Here is a 15,179-nt window from a genome sequence, read left to right as displayed (position 1 = left end):
ATGGTCAAAAAGGTGGTGGAGATCGACGGCGGGTCGCTCACCGCCTATTCCGGCAATTACGAATTCTATCAGCAGCAGCGCGCGATCGCGGACAAGCAGCAGCAGGCGCAGTTCGAGCGCCAGCAGGCGATGCTGGCCAAGGAGATCGCCTTTATCGAACGGTTCAAGGCGCGCGCGTCGCATGCGGCCCAGGTGCAGAGCCGGGTGAAGAAGCTCGACAAGATCGATCGCGTCGAGCCGCCGAAGCGCCGCCAGACGGTGAATTTCGAGTTCCAGCCGGCGCCGCGCTGCGGCGAGGACGTCGTGACGTTGAAGAACGTCCACAAGGCCTATGGCAGCCGTTCGATCTATGAAGGGCTCGACTTCCAGGTGCGCCGACGCGAGCGCTGGTGCATCATGGGCGTCAATGGCGCGGGCAAGTCGACGCTGTTGAAATTGGTGGCCGGCGCGTCCAATCCCGACCAGGGCTCGGTGGCGCGTGGTCCGAGCGTCAAGATGGGCTATTTCGCCCAGCATGCCATGGAGCTGCTCGACGGCGAGCGCACCGTGTTCCAGACGCTGGAGGACAATTTTCCGCAGGCCGGCCAGGCGCCGCTTCGGGCGCTTGCCGGCTGCTTCGGTTTTTCCGGCGACGAGATCGATAAGAAGTGCCGGGTGCTTTCGGGCGGCGAAAAGGCGCGGCTGGTGATGGCGCTGATGCTGTTCGACCCGCCCAACCTCCTGGTGCTGGACGAGCCGACCAACCATCTCGACATCGTCACCAAGCAGATGCTGATCGAGGCGCTGTCGCAATATGAGGGCACCATGCTGTTCGTCTCGCACGACCGCCATTTCCTGGCGGCGCTGTCCAATCGCGTGCTGGAATTGACGCCGGATGGCATCCACACCTATGGCGGCGGCTACACCGAATATGTCGAGCGCACCGGGCAGGAGGCACCGGGGCTGAGGGGATAAGCACAGAGGCTACTCTCCGGAAGCGGCCGTGAAACGCTACGCCGTCATTTCCGAAAAGAGCCAATCGCGAAAAGCCTTCACCTTGCGCCGGCGGACCGCGTCCGGAGGGTAGACCAGGTAGAAGCTGGAAACCGATTTCAGCGCGTGGCCGAAAGGGCGGACAAGCCTTCCGGTGGCGAGGTCGGCCGCCACGAGCATGGTCCGGCCAAGTACCACGCCTTCACCTTGCACGGCCGATTCGACGGCGAAAGTGGCGGAATCGAAGGTAATCCCGCTCCGCGGATCCACGCCTTCCACTCCCGCGCTGGACAGCCAAGCCGCCCAGCCGATCGGGAAACCATCATGGATCAGCGTGTGGTGCCTGAGATCGTCGGGCTTCTCCAGCGGCCAGGCGCCCTGCATGAGCCTGGGGCTACACACTGGAAACACCTCCTCGCCAGTGAGGAATTCCGATGTGAGACCCGGATAGTTTCCGGCGCCATAGCGGATGGCGACGTCGATGCCGTCGCCAAGGAAATTGGTCAACCTGCCGGTCGTCGAAATCCTGACGTCGATGTCGCCATGCGCGCGATGAAAGCGATAGAGCCGCGGCACCAGCCATTTTCCCGCGAAGCCGTCGGAGGTGGAGACGTTCAATGTCGAGCCCGAATGGGCGGCCGTCGCCGATTGGGTGGCGGCCGCGAGCTGGTCGAGCACCTCGTGGACCGCCCTCGCATAGGGCTCGCCCACGGCGGTGAGGCGCACCGAGCGCGTCGCGCGCTCGAACAAAAGCACGCCGAGCTGTTCCTCAAGGTGCTTGATCGCCCGGCTGACGGCGCCGTGCGTGACGTTGAGCTCGTCGGCTGCCCTGGAGAAATTCAAATGCCGCGCGGCGGCCTCGAAGGCCGGCAGCGCGTTGAGTGGGGGAAGTCTGCGGATCATGGCCAATCTGTGAGATTTGATCACAAATCCTTGCCAAAGTTTGGATTGTCTGTCCAGCGCATGCTGGACAGAATGCTCGCAGGATTTGTGATCAAACGTCACGAGAGCAGCATGGCTACCGTTCACCCCTTCCTCTGGTTCCATCTCAACGCCGAAGAGGCGCGCGACTTCTATCTGTCTGTGTTCAAGAATGGCCGGGCGCTTGAGGCGATCGAATTCACCGATTTCGTCGGCGGCACGAATAAAACGGTGCCGCACGCGATTTTCGACTTCGAGCTCGAGGGCCAGCGCTTCACGGCGCTCAATGCCGGCTCGATGCCGCCGTTCAACGAGCGGATCTCGCTCTACATCGAGACCAAGGACCAGGCCGAGACAGATTATTACTGGAACGCGCTGACGGCGGGCGGCGGCGCAGAAAAGCCTTGCGGCTGGCTGAGGGACAAATTCGGCGTCTACTGGCAGGTGATCCCCGAAGCGGCGCTGCGCCTGATGAACGACCCGGACCGCGACAAGGCGGGCCGGGCGCGGCAGGCGATGTACAAGATGAGCAAGATCATTGTCGCCGACATTGAGGCGGCCCACGCCGGCAAGGCGTAATCCAGCAGTCCATCCTGAAGACGGAGGTTCCCATGGCATCGCTCAAGGGCAAGAGAATTATTGTCGTCGGAGGCAGTTCCGGCGTAGGGCTCGGCGTAGCGGCAGCCGCGCTGGAGCGCGGCGCGGAGCTGGTGATCGTCGGCCGCTCGGGCGAAAAGCTCAAGGCCGCGGAACGGACGCTCGGCCCGGGCGGTCGCGTGCGAAGCCTTTCCGCTGATATGACGAAAGAGGCGGATATTACCCGGATGTTCGACGAAACCGGTGCCTTCGACCACCTCGTCTCGACAGCCGGCACGCCGCCGCCCAACGACCCGATCGGCCAGACCGACATGGACTACGTGCGGCGCTTCGTCGACAACAAGCTGATCGGCGCCGTGATGCTCGCCAAACATGGCGTGCGCACGCTGAAAGCCGGAGGGTCCATGACCTTCACATCAGGCATCAACAAGGACCGCCCGCCGGTTCCCGGAGGCTCGGTTGTTTCCGCGATCGCCGGTTCATTCAGCTATTTCGCCCGGGCGCTGGCGCTGGAGTTGGCCCCGACGCGCGTCAACATCGTGTCGCCGGGATGGGTCGACACGCCGATGTGGGACGAACTCGTCGGTGAGGCCAAATCCGGTTTTTTCGCCGGCATGGCCGCCCGCCTGCCCGCGAGGAAGGTCGCTACGCCCGCCGACGTCGCCCCTGCCTATCTCTACCTCATGGAAAGCGAATTCACGACCGGCGAGACGATCCGCATCGATGGCGGACAGAACCTGATCTAGTTGGCATCGCAGGGTCGTCAAACGTCACGCTTCGATGCGACGCCACCTGGGTTTGAACGATACCGTCCGCAGTCCGGCGTCGCGCACGCGATTGACGAATGTGTCGTTGACGAACACCGGGGACGCACGCATCGGCAGCTTGAAAATTTCGGCGGTGCCGATCTTGTCCGCATCGAATTCGTATCGCTCGATCGCGAGAATGGCGCCGTCATCAAAATAGACGATTCCAGACCGCTCCTCGTCCAGCGCATCGATCACGGTGGTCGCGTTGAAAAGCCAGACCTCTTCCCCGCGCAACGGGATCAGCTGGCCATAGGGCAGCAGATATGCCTTCAGCGCGTCGACGGCAGGCTTGCGCAAAAGCGGCGCATGCTCGCCAAGCCAAGGGAAGTCCGAATAGAGGGGGTCGCCCTCCGACACGCGGCGCATGACCGGTGGATCCCAGTTCTCGAGGGGTGTTCCGTCAAGGGAGGAGAAGACCTCGTAGTAGGCCTCGTCGACCGGAAGCACCCATTCCTGGCCCTCGACAACCGCGAATTCGTAAATGGTCGTCATCGCCGGCGTTCCCAAGTTCAGTCCTGCTTCCGCTTCTGCGATCCCATCAAACGCTGGCCTGCCTTCAGAAGCATCAAAGCATATCATCTATGGATATTTTGTCGTGGCCGGGGGGCTCGGCTCGCCCGCGAGTTCGTTCGGCAGCGGCAAACTCGAGCACTGCAAATGTATCCTGCGGGCGAATATCTTGCGCTCCTTTTGCTCGTGCTCCTTGATGGCTGCCGCGAGACCCAATCCGTAAGGGCCAAGGAAGACACCGGTCCCCCAACCGGGATGCTCTTTTTCACGCGCATCATAGTTCGAGGCCTCGACCCGGGCCTGTTGGCATTCCGGCGATATCCATTTCGGGTCTTGCGTCGAAAGCGAGGCCCCATAATCCACCGGAGAGCTCACACATCCGGTTGCCACCGTGGCTAGCACCACCAACACCACAAGTCTCATCCCGGGTCTTCTCCGCGGCATTTTCGAGAGCACAGACCCTCCTTGCTACACGGGGAAGGCCGGCGCAAGGCGGTTGACCCGGCAGGCCATCCGGCCGATAGGTCCGCTAAAAACCTCGAGAACCCCATGATCACACAGCTCCACGATGCGACGACGGCCGAAGTTGAGCCCGTTTCCGATGCCGACGCCGCCTGGCAGGACGACATCCGCGCCGGCGTGCGCCATGTGCGCGATCTGGCCGTGCTGCCACTGTCGCCAGGCGAACGCGCGGCGGCCCAGGAAGCAGCCTCCCGCCACAAGGTGCGTATCCCCAAATCCTATCTCGACCTGATCGACTGGGAAGACCCCGCCGATCCTATCCGGGCGCAAGTCATCCCGTCTCCCGACGAGCTGGTGACCGGCGAAGGCGAGCTCGACGACCCGATCGGCGACCACGCCTTCAGTCCGGTGCCCAGGCTGACGCATCGCCATGCCGACCGGGTGCTGCTGTTTCCCACCTATCAATGCGCGGTCTATTGCCGCTTCTGCTTCCGCAAGGAGTCCCTGACCTCGATCGGACGCGGCTATACGCGCGAAGCCCTGGAGCCGGCGCTCGCCTATATCGCTTCCCACCCCGAGATCCGCGAGGTGATCCTGACTGGCGGCGACCCGCTCTCGCTGCCCGACAAGGCGCTCAGCGAAATCCGCGCCCGCATCGAGGCGATCGCGCATGTGCGGCTGATGCGCATCCACACCCGCGTGCCGGTCGCGCTGCCTTCACGCATCACGCCAGGGCTGATCGCTGCTTTGCAAGGCCGGCTGATGATCACGGTCGTCACCCATTTCAACCATCCGCGCGAGATCACCGATGCGACCGAGGCGGCCTGCCGCGGCTTGCGGCAGGCGGGATTCGTGCTGCTCAACCAGAGCGTCCTGCTCAAGGGCGTCAACGACACTGTCGAGGTGCAGGAGGAACTCTGCCGCGAGCTGATGTACCGCCTGGGGGTAAAGCCCTATTACCTTCACCACGGCGACCTCGCGCGCGGCATGGCGCACCGCCGCACCACGATCGCCGAAGGCCAGGCGCTGGTGGCCGCGCTGCGCGCGCGCCTGTCCGGCATCTGCAATCCCATCTACGTGCTCGACCTGCCCGACGGTGGCGGCAAGGTGCCGATCGGGCCGGGTTACGTGGAAGACCGCGACGGCGGCAACTGGCGCATTCGTGGGCAGGATGGAAAGGTGAGGGAATATACAGAAGTGGTGAGCCAGCTCTGAGTCCACATTCCCGGCGGCGTCCGTGCGATCAGGCGTTGTCGCGCCCCGGCATAAATGCATATTGTGAGCGGTTCGCGGTTGCGGAGCATGGGCGGTGGCAGCGGCAGGCAGCAGTCAAGGCGTTGTGTCCCAACGGCAATTCGTCGACACCGGGGTTCAGCACTGCGTGCTGGACACGGCAGGCCTGGCGCCTCGGCAAGCCCTTGCGTTGTGGCAGGAGAATATCGGCCTGCTCTACGACGTTCGCCTGCGCAACGCCGGCGATGACCGGTTTCATTTCCACGCCGATGCCTTTCACTTCGGCGAGATCGTTCTCACCTCGTATGGGTGCATCGCGCAAAGCTTCGACCGCTCGCGCGCCCGGATCAGCCGCGACGGCCTCGATCACATCACTGTGCAGGTCTGCCTGCGCGGAAGCCATGGACGGCGCGATGGCGCATCGGATGAAAAGGCCTCGTCGGGGGACCTGATCGTGGCCGACCTGGCACAGGCCCAGTCGACGGGTACGTCCGATTTCGACAGCCTCAACCTGACCATGCCGCGCCGCCTGCTGGCGCCATTCCTAAAGGCGCCGGACGAGCACAATATGCGCGTCATTTCCGGCAACGCGCCGTTGGCAGCGCTGTTGCGTGGGCATCTTGTGGGCCTCTACGGGGCCGCGCCCGCAATGAGCCGTCAGGACGCCGAGGCGGTGATCGGGCCGACGCTGGAACTCGCCGCCGCAGCCGTGAATTCGGCCGTGGCGGAGGAAAACGCCGCCTCGGTCCACCTGGCGCTGACCAGCGAGATCCGTCGCCACATCGACGCGCATATCCGCAGCCGGCACCTCACCGCCGAGGCCATCGCCGCCATGTTCGGCATTTCCATGCGCAAGCTCTATTACCTCTTCGAGCCTCATGGCGGTCTTTCCAGATATATCCAGGAGGAGAGGCTGCGCCGCTGCCGCGCCGAACTCGCCGATCCCGGCCGCCGGCACGAAAGCATTGCCGAGATCGCCGATCGCTATGGTTTCGGTCACCGCAAGAGCTTCGTGCGCGCCTTCCGCCGCTCTTTCGACATGACCCCGCGGGAGATGCGGGCACATGCCGCCCATGGGCGCAGCCAGTCCCTCGGCCATGGCGAGAACCGCACCATGTGGCACTGGATCCGCGAACTGCGATAGAGGCGGCGTGCCAGCCGAAAGGCAAATGAATCAATGGACAAGCGGTGTCCGATCAGCAGGCATGTGAAGAGCCTTCCCGTGCTTTCCGAAGCGATTTCCCCGATCGGTTGCACCAGCGGCCACATTCCCTGCGCCTCATGCCACATTTGCGCGGAGCCCTCACATAGGTCTTGAAATTCTGCCGCAGCCCGCGCGAAAAGCGGCCGAAGGCTCACACCACGTCGAGGGCACTGGAGGGGTTCATGGCACTGTCTAGAGCGGAGAGGCAGCAAACGGCGCCCGCCATCGGCGGCACCCCGTGAGGTTCTGAGCGGGGATCGAACGCAGGTGGCCGACCAGGACACCATCATAGTTCTGTCCACGGACGCGATCGCGGCCCGAGAGCGCGAAGCTGCCGTGCGCGAGTTCTATGGCCGCATCTGCATGCGGCTGGACCTTGCGCCGCTTGAACGCGGCGAGTTGCGGCTAAGCGCCTCCACCACCATCCTGCCAGGGGTGAGCGTGGCCCACGGGCAGGTCGCGCCCATGGCTTGGGAACGCACGGCCGCGCTCCAGCAGGACGCCAATGACGACCTGGTGGTGTCCTGGATCGCGGGCGGGTGGCGTTTCGATACGGCACGGCACGAGGCGGTTGAGACCTCGCCCGGTGCGCCCTGCATCATGCCGATGGACCGGAGCTGGCGAGCGAGGGCGCAGAACGGCGATTGGACGATCTGCGCGCGATTTGCCCGATCGACGCTCACTCCTCTCCTTCGCCATGTCGGCGATCTCAGGCCGGATGCCATCAATCCCGGCACGCCTGAAGCGCGGCTTCTGCTGGCCTATGTCGAGGCGGTGGCGGGTGGGGCGATCGGCCCCGGTCTGGCGCCGCTGGCCGCCCAGCACATTGCCGATCTGTTCGCCGCGGCGGTCGGCGCCAACCGCGAGGTTGACCAGGTGGTCGCCGGCCGCGGCGTTCGTACCGCCCGCATGCATGCCATCAAGCGTTATATCGAGGAGAACCTGCACCGAGCGCGCCTCTCGGCAGAGACGGCGGGCCGGGGGCTGGGGCTCAGCCCGCGCTACATCAGGCGCCTTTTCGCCGAAGAGGGGCAGGGGTTTTCCGACTATGTCATGCAAAGACGGCTGGAGCGGGTCCACCGGCAGCTCGCCAGCCCGCTTTTTTCAGCAAGGCCGATCGCCGACCTCGCTTTCGAGGCGGGGCTGGTCGAACCCTCGACCTTCTACCGGCAGTTCCGGTCCCGCTATGGCATGACCCCATCGGAGGTGCGCGCCGGCCGCGCGCCGTGAGACGCATGCGGCCGCTCACGCTGGCAAACCCGGTCACCTGTTCCGTCAGTGCCACTTGCCTGTGCCGCCAGTGCGATACGCCTTTATCCCCGGTGCGGGCATGGTCGCGCCGGCGGACGCGGGTGCAACGGCATGCGCGGGAGCGGGGGCGAGCGGCCAGGCCTCCGTGACATCGGAAAGCTGGCCCTGGAGATAAAAATGCGTGCGGCGAGAAGCTTGATACTGGGCATTACGGTTTTCTGCGCAATTCTTCCGACCGAGGTCTTCGCGGCCTACAAATGCATGAATCCGGCAATCTGCAGGGCGGTCTGCGGCAGCGAAACATGCGGCAAGATCGCCGCGCGCGATCCCGACATGAAGGCGCTGGACCTGTCCAAAGGCGCGTCCGGGCAGATCGCCGCTTCCAGCAGCGGGTCTTCGTCCGGGACCAGCTCGAGAAAAACCTACACCTGTTCGAACCCGGCGATCTGCATCGCGGTCTGCGGCAAGAAGACCTGTCCGTAACCAGAACGGACTCGGCGTATCATCAGAGGCGCCGGCGCGCTGCGCCGGCGCCTTTCGTGCGTGCACGCGGTCGGCGTGCCGGAACGCGGCGGCATTCCCAGCCTGGTTCCTCTCGCTAATATTCGTGGGCGAGGACTTCAGTCCTGGCCGCCGAGCCCCTGATTTTTCTCCTTCAAAAGAATCTCATCGCGCCCGGGAATAAAGCGCGGGGCTGCAGGGTCTTCACTGTAGCGGGCCAATCTGACGGCCCGCGCCGAGGAAACGAAACAAGGACCTAGCCAAAATGACCAAGCTCGCTCTCAGCGTGGCTGCCATGATGCTTGCCTCGAGCGCTGCCTTCGCCGGCAGCGATCATGGCGCCAATAACGCCAACCAGCCGGTCGCTCCGGTCGACACCAATGCCACCGGCTCGATCGCCTACACCGCACGCCCCAATGGCGCCGACACCAAGATAAAGACGGGGCCGAGCCAGGGGTCGGTGCAGGACATCATCACCAGACACAACAACGACAGCCTCTGGGGTCGCTGAATTCATGGGGCCGGGCCGGCTCCCGACGGGTACCGGCCTCTCCTCGTCATTCCTTCCAGGACTTTGGCCATACGCGACTTTTAGCCACCACCTCGAACAGGAGATCACCATGTTCACCATGACACGCCGCACAGTGCTTGGCACCGCCGCCGCTGCTGCTGCCTTCGGCCTTGCCGGCAAGCTTGAATTCATCCGTCCGGCCTTCGCGCAAGCTCCGGTGGAGCCCACCGTCGGCTTCTACGGATACAAGGTCGGCGATATCGAGATCACCGCCATCTATGACGGCATCTGGCGCAAGCCGCACGACCCGGCCTTCATCAAGGATGTCTCGGTCGAGGACACCAAGGCAGCACTCGCCAAAGCGGGGCTGACCACCGACTTCATGCCCATCCCGCTCACTGTCGTCGTGCTCAAGATGGGCGGCAAGCTGATCATGATGGATGCCGGCTCGGGCGTCGGCCAGTGGCAGGCCAATGCCACGCATCTGCCGGCCAACATGGCCGCGGCCGGCATCGACTACAACGCGATCGACACCGTCATGATCTCGCATTTCCACCCCGATCATGTCTGGGGCCTGATGGAAAAGGGCACCAACGCGCCGGTGTTCCCCAATGCCGAGCTCATCGTCAACGCCACCGAATACAAGTGGTGGACCGACCCAAGCCGGCTGGCCAAGCTGCCCGAGGGCCGCAAGCCGGCGGGCAAGCGCATCGCCGAGAACTTTCCGAAATGGAAGAACTGGAAGCTGGTCGAGGACGGCGCCGAGGTCACGCCCGGCATCCAGATCATCGCCGCGCCCGGCCACACACCAGGCCATTCTGTCTACCTGGCCAACTCCGGCAAGGAGCAGATCATGATCTCGGCCGACACTATGTATGTGCCGGCGCTGCTGGCGCCGCATCCGGAGTGGCAGGGCGCTTACGACCAGGACGGACCGACGGCAATCGCCACGCGCCACAAGATCATCGACCGGGTGATATCGGACAATATCCGCATTTCCGGGTCGCACTTCCCGTTCCCGGGCACCGGCACCTTCGTCAAGGACGGCAAGGCGTACGGATTTACCCCGGTCCAGATCTGAGCACGAGCTTCCAACGCAAGCGAGAAAGACAATGAAACGATCCCTTTTGAGCAGAAATGCCCTGTCGGGCAGACATGCCCTGTTCGGCCTGCTCGGCGCCATTGCCGTGCTGACCGTGCTTCCCGTTGCGACAATCATGCCGGCCTATGCGGTCGACGACATCGAAGGCGCCGACGCGCCGGATCTCACCGCCATCAAGGCCAAGATCGATGCCAAGGACTATTCCGGCGCATTGGCCGAGCTGCGCGATCTGGCGCAGGACACGCAGCAGGCGGACGTCTACAACCTGCTCGGCTTCACCCTGCGCAAGACCGGCGACTACAAGACCGCGCTCACCTACTACACCAAGGCGCTGGAGCTGAAGCCCGACCACAGAGCCACCCGCGAATATCTAGGCGAGCTCTATGTCGAGACCGGCGACATGGACAAGGCCAAGGAGCAGCTGGCCTCCCTGCAGCAGCTGTGCCCGGCCGGGTGCGACGAGCTTTCCGACCTGCGGCAGGCCATCGACACCAAGGTGACGAAGTAGGACCTTTTCTCTTCCCCACAAATGGGGAGAGCTGGCTCGGCGTAGCCGAGACGGAGCAGGGGCGTTGGCACCGAACTCGCCCCTTCGTCCACCACGGTTGGGCGCTCGTGGCTGGCGCGCTTTGCCGGAGCCGGCATCCTCTCCCTCGCGCCGGCTCCGGCCTTTTCAACATCAGGCGCTTGGCGCCTGCCCGTGCCAAAAAGATCGGAGGCTGACCATGACATTGACCGAACGCTCCGCGAAGCTGCAGGGTCTTGCCGCTAAATACCACCTCGGGGACGTGGGCCTGCTTGCCGGCCGCCTGCTTCTGTCTCTCATCTTTTTGCATGAGGGCGCCACGCTGGCCGCCCATTTCAATGCCGCCGCCAAAGCCATGGCAGCGCTTGGTGTCAACCTGCCGCTGTTTGTCGCCACCGTAGCGTTGCAACTGGGGGCAGGGCTCTCCCTCGCGTCAGGCCTGCTGACGCGGCTTGGCGCTATCGCGCTCGGCCTGTTCTGTTTGGCAACGGCCATGCTGTTCCACACCAATTTCGGCAGCCAGAACGAACTGCTGCATTTCGAAAAGGACCTGGCGATATCGGGCGGCATGTTCGTGCTGGCCGTTGCCGGGGCCGGCAGGGTCTCGCTGGACCGGCTGTTGGCGCTCCATCTGCGGCAGCGCCAGCGCGGCGAGGACATGCCGGCCGCGTTGCCCACAGCGGAGACCCAATTGCCAGTGGACGTGAAGCAGCTGGTTTGAACGGCGCCGCCTTCGCATTCGCCCAGCGGAGCGCCGCGCCTATTTCCCGCGCTTTGCTGGAACCAGCCTTGACCCCCCGCATTGCTTTAGCAGGGGCTCAAGGAGCGCGGCGTGAAAGCATTGTTGGGACTGGTCTGCGGTTTCGTTTTGACCCTTGCGGTGTTCGGTAGCGGTCTGGCCTTCGCCGTCTGGCTAATCACCGCGAACCCACCGCGCCAGGCACCGGCCACCGTCAGTATGGCGGAGCTTTGGACCAAAACGGCGCGGCCGGTGGACAGAACGGCGCAGAATCTCGAGCGCCTGCCGGCCGAGCAGCCCGCGCCCGCCAATATCGAGCCCAAGCGCCAGGCCGGGGAGACCGATCCCACCGCCACCGGCGCCATCGCGCCCGCCACGGCCGAACTGCCGCAGCCGCATGTCGCCTGGTGCGCGAGCCGCTACCGCTCCTACCGGCCGCAGGACAACAGCTACATGTCCTATAGCGGGCAGCAGCGCCCCTGCATCTCGCCCTATCTCGACGCCGACCGTGCCGCGCCGCCCGCCGCCGAGGCCAGCTACGTCGAGGACAACGGCACTGGGCCGGGCGCCTATGCGGCCGCTGGCGATGATGACCATGTCGCCTCCTGCTTCAGCCGCTACCGCTCCTACCGCCCGGAAGACAACAGCTACCAGCCCTATTCCGGCGGGCCGAGGCGGCAATGCCAATAGCGGGCGCTGCGCTTTCCGGCTGCATTCCACGCAAAATTCCACTCCGGCAAGGGTTTCTACCACGCTGCCTACCACGCCCACACAAACACCACGCCCTTATCAAGCCGCCAACAGCGCAACAACGGACCGAGACGGTCGTGCGCTGAACGACCTGTCACTGCAAGATCCAGTGGGATCGCGGTTGGCCGGTTTCGCCTGAAACAACAAACACGGTCCCATGAACGCGGGCGGGCGGCGCGTCGGGGCCAAATGTCAACTTCAAAAGATGGAAACCGAAATGAAGAAGATCGTATTGACCGTTGCCTCGTTGTTGTTCGCCTCCGGCATGGCTTTTGCCGGCAGCGACCACTTTGGCTCCGACTTCATCCCTGCCGCAAGCAGCTATCCAACCGCCCATGCCATGATGTCGGGCGGCGCCAAGGCGGTTGTCCCGAGCGTCACAAACAGCATCACTGACAGCGCAATGGGGGCAAACTCGAACTCCGACATGCCTGCACAGGGCTATGGTCAGGGCGTCTGGGGACGCTGACAACAAAGCCGGCCGCCGCGGCCGGCATCCAGGCGGCGGGGGGACCCGCCGCCTGGATCATTTCGCTCCATGACCGGGCTCTGCCCGGCGCGCCTCGTGTCATCCCAATCTCCAACGACCCGGCCCGGCGATCACGCAAATTCTTTGGATCGTTCGGAGGCGGGCGGCGTTCAGATGCTACCCAATGGAGGATTTGAGAAATGGGCGACGACCAACGGCATGGGAAAATCCGGGAGCGCGCCTATCGGATCTGGGAGCGCGAAGGCGGCGGCGACCCCGAGCAGCACTGGCATCGCGCGGAGGCCGAGATCGACAGGGAGCTGTCGATGGCGGCGGGCAACGCGCCGCCGCGCGAGATTGCCAGCACCGACGTGCTTACGGTCGAGGAGCTGGCCATGCGCACCGGCATATCAGGCAAGCAGGCACAGGACCTGATCGACAGGCTGGGCAACGACCGCGCCGCGATCGAACAGGCAGCACTCGGGCTGAAGGGCAAGCGGCGGCGAAATCCCGGTCAGGGAGAGGCCAAATGATCCGCAAACTCAAGGACGGAAAATACCGGCTCTATTCGCGCAAGAAGGATGAGAAGACGGGCAAGCGACGGAACCTGGGGAATTTCGATAGCCGCGAGGCGGCGGAGAAGCATGAGCGCGAGGTGCAGTATTTCAAGCGCCATTGAGGAAATCGACTCGTTGGTCCTTTATTCTCGGCGTTGTCCCTGCCGCTCACAAAATCCGACCCACCAATTGTAGGCTGCATTGGATTTTGGAACACGAGGCAGATGCCAATCGTGATGCGAAGATGCGGCCCTTGCCCTCGCCACGAGGACATATAGGGCATATAGTTGAAGATCGCCGGCTCGGACCTGACAAGCTGGCGATTGAGAGCGGAGACGTCGCTTTAACTACGGCGCGCTTCTAACTCGGGTTGTTTCACACGCTCTCATAATTGCCCGCCGCGGCCGGCCTCTGCTTTGCGCGATCCCGGTCGCTATTGCATCTATCACTGAAGGAGAACTGAGCTTTTCACTGGAGGAGAAGTCGTCATGCATTACCTTCCCAGACGTGAATTCATCGTTCAAGGCGGGGCAGCCCTCGCAGCGTTGGCGTCCTTTCAATCGCGGATTGCCTCTGCCTTTCCAAGCCGGGCCGGCGAGGAAGTCATCAAATGGTTGGATCAGCTGCCGCCGAACCCGGTTCCGGAAGTCATCAAAAATCAGCTGGTGTGGGAGGATCTCGATTCCTGGGTGACGCCCAACGACAAGTTCTTTTCAATCGCGCATTTCGACCGGCCGGTGATCGACGAAAGCACCTGGAAACTCGAAATCGGCGGCTCCGTTAAAAAGCCGACAACCCTGACGCTCGCCGACATCAAGGCTCGACCGCGCCAGGAAGTCACCTTCACGGTCGAATGTTCGGGCAATACCGGTCTGCCGTTTTTCAATGGCGGCATTGGCAATGCGCGCTGGGCGGGCACGCCGCTCGCGCCGATCCTCACGGAGGCCGGAGTCCTCGACACTGGTATCGAGGTCGTCTTCTGGGGCACCGATAAAGGGGAAATCAAGCGGGCCGACGACGTCAAGTTCACGCAGAATTTTGCGCGCAGCATGTCACTTCCCGACGCCATGGATCCCAAAAACATCCTTTGCTACGAGATGAATGGGTCCCCCTTGCCTCCTGACAACGGCTTCCCGCTGCGGCTGATTGCGCCGGGATGGTACGGGATCGCGAACGTCAAATGGATCAAGCGCATAGACGTGAACGATCAGCGCTTCGAGAACCGGTTCATGGGACGCGATTATGTCACGCTGCGCGAGGAAGACCACAACGGCGAGACAGTATGGGTGGAAACTTCGGTCGGGCGGGCGAGGCTGAAATCGGCACCGGCCCGGGTCACTCATATCGGCGATGACTACCGGATCGTCGGGGCCGCCTGGGGCGCACCGGTCGACCGGGTCGAGGTGAAGATCGATGACGGGCCATGGATGCCGGCGGCCATCGACGAAACCGACAAGGCGGACTTTGCCTGGAAACTATGGTCCGTCGACTGGCCCAAGCCTTCTGCCGGAGAGCACGCCGTCACCTCGCGCGCGGTTGATACGGGAGGGCAGGTCCAACCCGCAATGGACGATCCCATCATTGCCAAGAAGCATACCTATTGGGAAAGCAACGGTCAGGTGACGCGACGTATCAACATTCACTGACTGGCGGGCAGTCGTATCAAAGTGTCTGAGAGCGATGTGCCCCCATGTCTTTGGCATGGGGTCACCCACATCCGACCAGGCGCCGGCCTGAAGCTGGCCAGAGACGATGCGATGACGACTCCATCGCAGCGCCAAGAGCGGTGTTTAGTGACCTGCGCGGACGCGGAGAAAACTTGAACGGCTGGCGTTCCTCGTCCTTCGCCGAGCCCGGTGGCCGTCACCGAGCTCGACTTCATGCGCGACGAGGACGGCGCCACGCCGTGACCCAATGGACCAAGGACCAGCTGAAAGGAGTGCCGGAGCACCGAGACTGAAGGGCCCGACCGTGGCCCTTTTCGAAAGGAGAGTGAGATGATCCGAAAGTGCCCGGACAAGGGCAATTCGCCGTGCCTGAGGGTGGTAGTGCTTAGTGACTTCGG

Annotated in this window: 19 protein-coding genes and 1 pseudogene; 17 read left to right on the top strand and 3 right to left on the bottom strand. The window is 63.6% G+C overall.

Going from position 1 to position 15,179, the window contains the following annotated elements:
- Positions 1 to 954: ABC-F family ATP-binding cassette domain-containing protein (locus FJ942_RS22345; RefSeq protein WP_140898963.1), on the top strand; the 954-nt coding region annotated here is incomplete at its 5' end.
- A gap of 36 nt (positions 955 to 990) precedes the next feature.
- Here the strand turns inward: FJ942_RS22345 and gcvA are convergent.
- A complete protein-coding gene (gcvA, locus tag FJ942_RS22340; RefSeq protein WP_140898961.1) occupies positions 991 to 1,875 on the bottom strand; it encodes a transcriptional regulator GcvA in 885 nt (294 codons plus the stop codon).
- Positions 1,876 to 1,986: 111 nt separating this feature from the next.
- On the opposite strand from gcvA, the gene FJ942_RS22335 reads away from it, so the two are divergent.
- Entirely contained in the window at positions 1,987 to 2,472 is a 486-nt protein-coding gene (locus tag FJ942_RS22335) for a VOC family protein (RefSeq protein ID WP_140898959.1), read from the top strand.
- Positions 2,473 to 2,504: 32 nt separating this feature from the next.
- Positions 2,505 to 3,236 carry an SDR family oxidoreductase gene (locus FJ942_RS22330; RefSeq protein ID WP_140898957.1) on the top strand — a complete coding sequence of 244 codons (732 nt, stop codon included), beginning with the start codon at positions 2,505 to 2,507 and terminating at the stop codon, positions 3,234 to 3,236.
- Between the two features lie 24 nt (positions 3,237 to 3,260).
- Here the strand turns inward: FJ942_RS22330 and FJ942_RS22325 are convergent, their stop codons facing one another.
- Both FJ942_RS22325 and FJ942_RS22320 read right to left on the bottom strand, forming a co-directional pair.
- Entirely contained in the window at positions 3,261 to 3,791 is a 531-nt protein-coding gene (locus FJ942_RS22325) for a DUF1629 domain-containing protein (RefSeq protein WP_140556404.1), read from the bottom strand.
- Between the two features lie 87 nt (positions 3,792 to 3,878).
- On the bottom strand, positions 3,879 to 4,232 hold the full coding sequence (locus FJ942_RS22320) for a hypothetical protein (protein WP_140556406.1): 354 nt from the start codon (positions 4,230 to 4,232) through the stop codon (positions 3,879 to 3,881).
- Positions 4,233 to 4,358: 126 nt separating this feature from the next.
- Here FJ942_RS22320 and FJ942_RS22315 point away from each other — a divergent pair, with 126 nt between their 5' ends.
- The 14 genes and pseudogenes from FJ942_RS22315 to FJ942_RS28935 all read left to right on the top strand — a co-directional run.
- Positions 4,359 to 5,486 carry a KamA family radical SAM protein gene (locus tag FJ942_RS22315; RefSeq protein WP_140898955.1) on the top strand — a complete coding sequence of 376 codons (1,128 nt, stop codon included), beginning with the start codon at positions 4,359 to 4,361 and terminating at the stop codon, positions 5,484 to 5,486.
- Between the two features lie 124 nt (positions 5,487 to 5,610).
- Entirely contained in the window at positions 5,611 to 6,648 is a 1,038-nt protein-coding gene (locus FJ942_RS22310; protein ID WP_181167667.1) for a helix-turn-helix domain-containing protein, read from the top strand.
- A gap of 327 nt (positions 6,649 to 6,975) precedes the next feature.
- Positions 6,976 to 7,938, top strand: a complete 963-nt coding sequence (locus FJ942_RS22305) for an AraC family transcriptional regulator (protein ID WP_140499017.1) — start codon at positions 6,976 to 6,978, stop codon at positions 7,936 to 7,938.
- 198 nt (positions 7,939 to 8,136) lie between these two features.
- On the top strand, positions 8,137 to 8,442 hold the full coding sequence (locus tag FJ942_RS22300) for a hypothetical protein (RefSeq protein ID WP_140499015.1): 306 nt from the start codon (positions 8,137 to 8,139) through the stop codon (positions 8,440 to 8,442).
- A 283-nt stretch (positions 8,443 to 8,725) separates the two neighbouring features.
- Positions 8,726 to 8,971, top strand: coding sequence for a DUF680 domain-containing protein (locus tag FJ942_RS22295; RefSeq protein WP_140499012.1), 246 nt, complete (start codon positions 8,726 to 8,728; stop codon positions 8,969 to 8,971).
- A gap of 109 nt (positions 8,972 to 9,080) precedes the next feature.
- On the top strand, positions 9,081 to 10,052 hold the full coding sequence (locus FJ942_RS22290; RefSeq protein WP_140499010.1) for an MBL fold metallo-hydrolase: 972 nt from the start codon (positions 9,081 to 9,083) through the stop codon (positions 10,050 to 10,052).
- Between the two features lie 31 nt (positions 10,053 to 10,083).
- Positions 10,084 to 10,581 carry a tetratricopeptide repeat protein gene (locus FJ942_RS22285; RefSeq protein ID WP_140759708.1) on the top strand — a complete coding sequence of 166 codons (498 nt, stop codon included), beginning with the start codon at positions 10,084 to 10,086 and terminating at the stop codon, positions 10,579 to 10,581.
- Positions 10,582 to 10,798: 217 nt separating this feature from the next.
- Entirely contained in the window at positions 10,799 to 11,320 is a 522-nt protein-coding gene (locus FJ942_RS22280) for a DoxX family protein (RefSeq protein WP_140521452.1), read from the top strand.
- 111 nt (positions 11,321 to 11,431) lie between these two features.
- Positions 11,432 to 12,028, top strand: coding sequence for a BA14K family protein (locus FJ942_RS22275; protein WP_140521453.1), 597 nt, complete (start codon positions 11,432 to 11,434; stop codon positions 12,026 to 12,028).
- Positions 12,029 to 12,305: 277 nt separating this feature from the next.
- The gene (locus FJ942_RS22270) at positions 12,306 to 12,557 is read left to right on the top strand and encodes a hypothetical protein (protein ID WP_140521454.1); all 252 of its coding nucleotides are present in this window, start codon (positions 12,306 to 12,308) and stop codon (positions 12,555 to 12,557) included.
- A gap of 200 nt (positions 12,558 to 12,757) precedes the next feature.
- The gene (locus FJ942_RS22265; RefSeq protein WP_140521455.1) at positions 12,758 to 13,090 is read left to right on the top strand and encodes a DUF2934 domain-containing protein; all 333 of its coding nucleotides are present in this window, start codon (positions 12,758 to 12,760) and stop codon (positions 13,088 to 13,090) included.
- Positions 13,087 to 13,236 carry a hypothetical protein gene (locus tag FJ942_RS22260; RefSeq protein WP_140898953.1) on the top strand — a complete coding sequence of 50 codons (150 nt, stop codon included), beginning with the start codon at positions 13,087 to 13,089 and terminating at the stop codon, positions 13,234 to 13,236. Before FJ942_RS22265 ends, FJ942_RS22260 begins: the two co-directional genes overlap by 4 nt.
- 366 nt (positions 13,237 to 13,602) lie before the next feature.
- Positions 13,603 to 14,760 (top strand): sulfite oxidase, encoded by a 1,158-nt coding sequence (locus tag FJ942_RS22255; protein WP_140516107.1) that lies wholly within the window; start codon positions 13,603 to 13,605, stop codon positions 14,758 to 14,760.
- A 210-nt stretch (positions 14,761 to 14,970) separates the two neighbouring features.
- Positions 14,971 to 15,074 (top strand): annotated as a pseudogene (locus tag FJ942_RS28935) (PRC-barrel domain containing protein); the annotation flags it as partial.
- Between the last annotated feature and the right edge of the window lie 105 nt (positions 15,075 to 15,179).

Source organism: Mesorhizobium sp. B2-4-2 (assembly GCF_006442845.1).
Classification (GTDB): Bacteria; Pseudomonadota; Alphaproteobacteria; order Rhizobiales; family Rhizobiaceae; genus Mesorhizobium.
The sequence above is the reverse complement of the archived record's forward strand: the minus strand, read 5'-3'. Positions and strand labels throughout refer to the sequence as shown.

What these genes read in the sequence shown, in the direction of transcription:
- FJ942_RS22335 (WP_140898959.1), top strand. Translation starts at nt 1,987, where the DNA reads ATGGCTACCGTTCACCCCTTCCTCTGGTTCCATCTCAACGCCGAAGAG.
- gcvA (WP_140898961.1), bottom strand. Translation starts at nt 1,875, where the DNA reads ATGATCCGCAGACTTCCCCCACTCAACGCGCTGCCGGCCTTCGAGGCC.
- FJ942_RS22270 (WP_140521454.1), top strand. Translation starts at nt 12,306, where the DNA reads ATGAAGAAGATCGTATTGACCGTTGCCTCGTTGTTGTTCGCCTCCGGC.
- FJ942_RS22285 (WP_140759708.1), top strand. Translation starts at nt 10,084, where the DNA reads ATGAAACGATCCCTTTTGAGCAGAAATGCCCTGTCGGGCAGACATGCC.
- FJ942_RS22260 (WP_140898953.1), top strand. Translation starts at nt 13,087, where the DNA reads ATGATCCGCAAACTCAAGGACGGAAAATACCGGCTCTATTCGCGCAAG.
- FJ942_RS22320 (WP_140556406.1), bottom strand. Translation starts at nt 4,232, where the DNA reads ATGAGACTTGTGGTGTTGGTGGTGCTAGCCACGGTGGCAACCGGATGT.
- FJ942_RS22330 (WP_140898957.1), top strand. Translation starts at nt 2,505, where the DNA reads ATGGCATCGCTCAAGGGCAAGAGAATTATTGTCGTCGGAGGCAGTTCC.
- FJ942_RS22300 (WP_140499015.1), top strand. Translation starts at nt 8,137, where the DNA reads ATGCGTGCGGCGAGAAGCTTGATACTGGGCATTACGGTTTTCTGCGCA.
- FJ942_RS22265 (WP_140521455.1), top strand. Translation starts at nt 12,758, where the DNA reads ATGGGCGACGACCAACGGCATGGGAAAATCCGGGAGCGCGCCTATCGG.
- FJ942_RS22295 (WP_140499012.1), top strand. Translation starts at nt 8,726, where the DNA reads ATGACCAAGCTCGCTCTCAGCGTGGCTGCCATGATGCTTGCCTCGAGC.
- FJ942_RS22315 (WP_140898955.1), top strand. Translation starts at nt 4,359, where the DNA reads ATGATCACACAGCTCCACGATGCGACGACGGCCGAAGTTGAGCCCGTT.
- FJ942_RS22290 (WP_140499010.1), top strand. Translation starts at nt 9,081, where the DNA reads ATGTTCACCATGACACGCCGCACAGTGCTTGGCACCGCCGCCGCTGCT.
- FJ942_RS22325 (WP_140556404.1), bottom strand. Translation starts at nt 3,791, where the DNA reads ATGACGACCATTTACGAATTCGCGGTTGTCGAGGGCCAGGAATGGGTG.
- FJ942_RS22255 (WP_140516107.1), top strand. Translation starts at nt 13,603, where the DNA reads ATGCATTACCTTCCCAGACGTGAATTCATCGTTCAAGGCGGGGCAGCC.
- FJ942_RS22280 (WP_140521452.1), top strand. Translation starts at nt 10,799, where the DNA reads ATGACATTGACCGAACGCTCCGCGAAGCTGCAGGGTCTTGCCGCTAAA.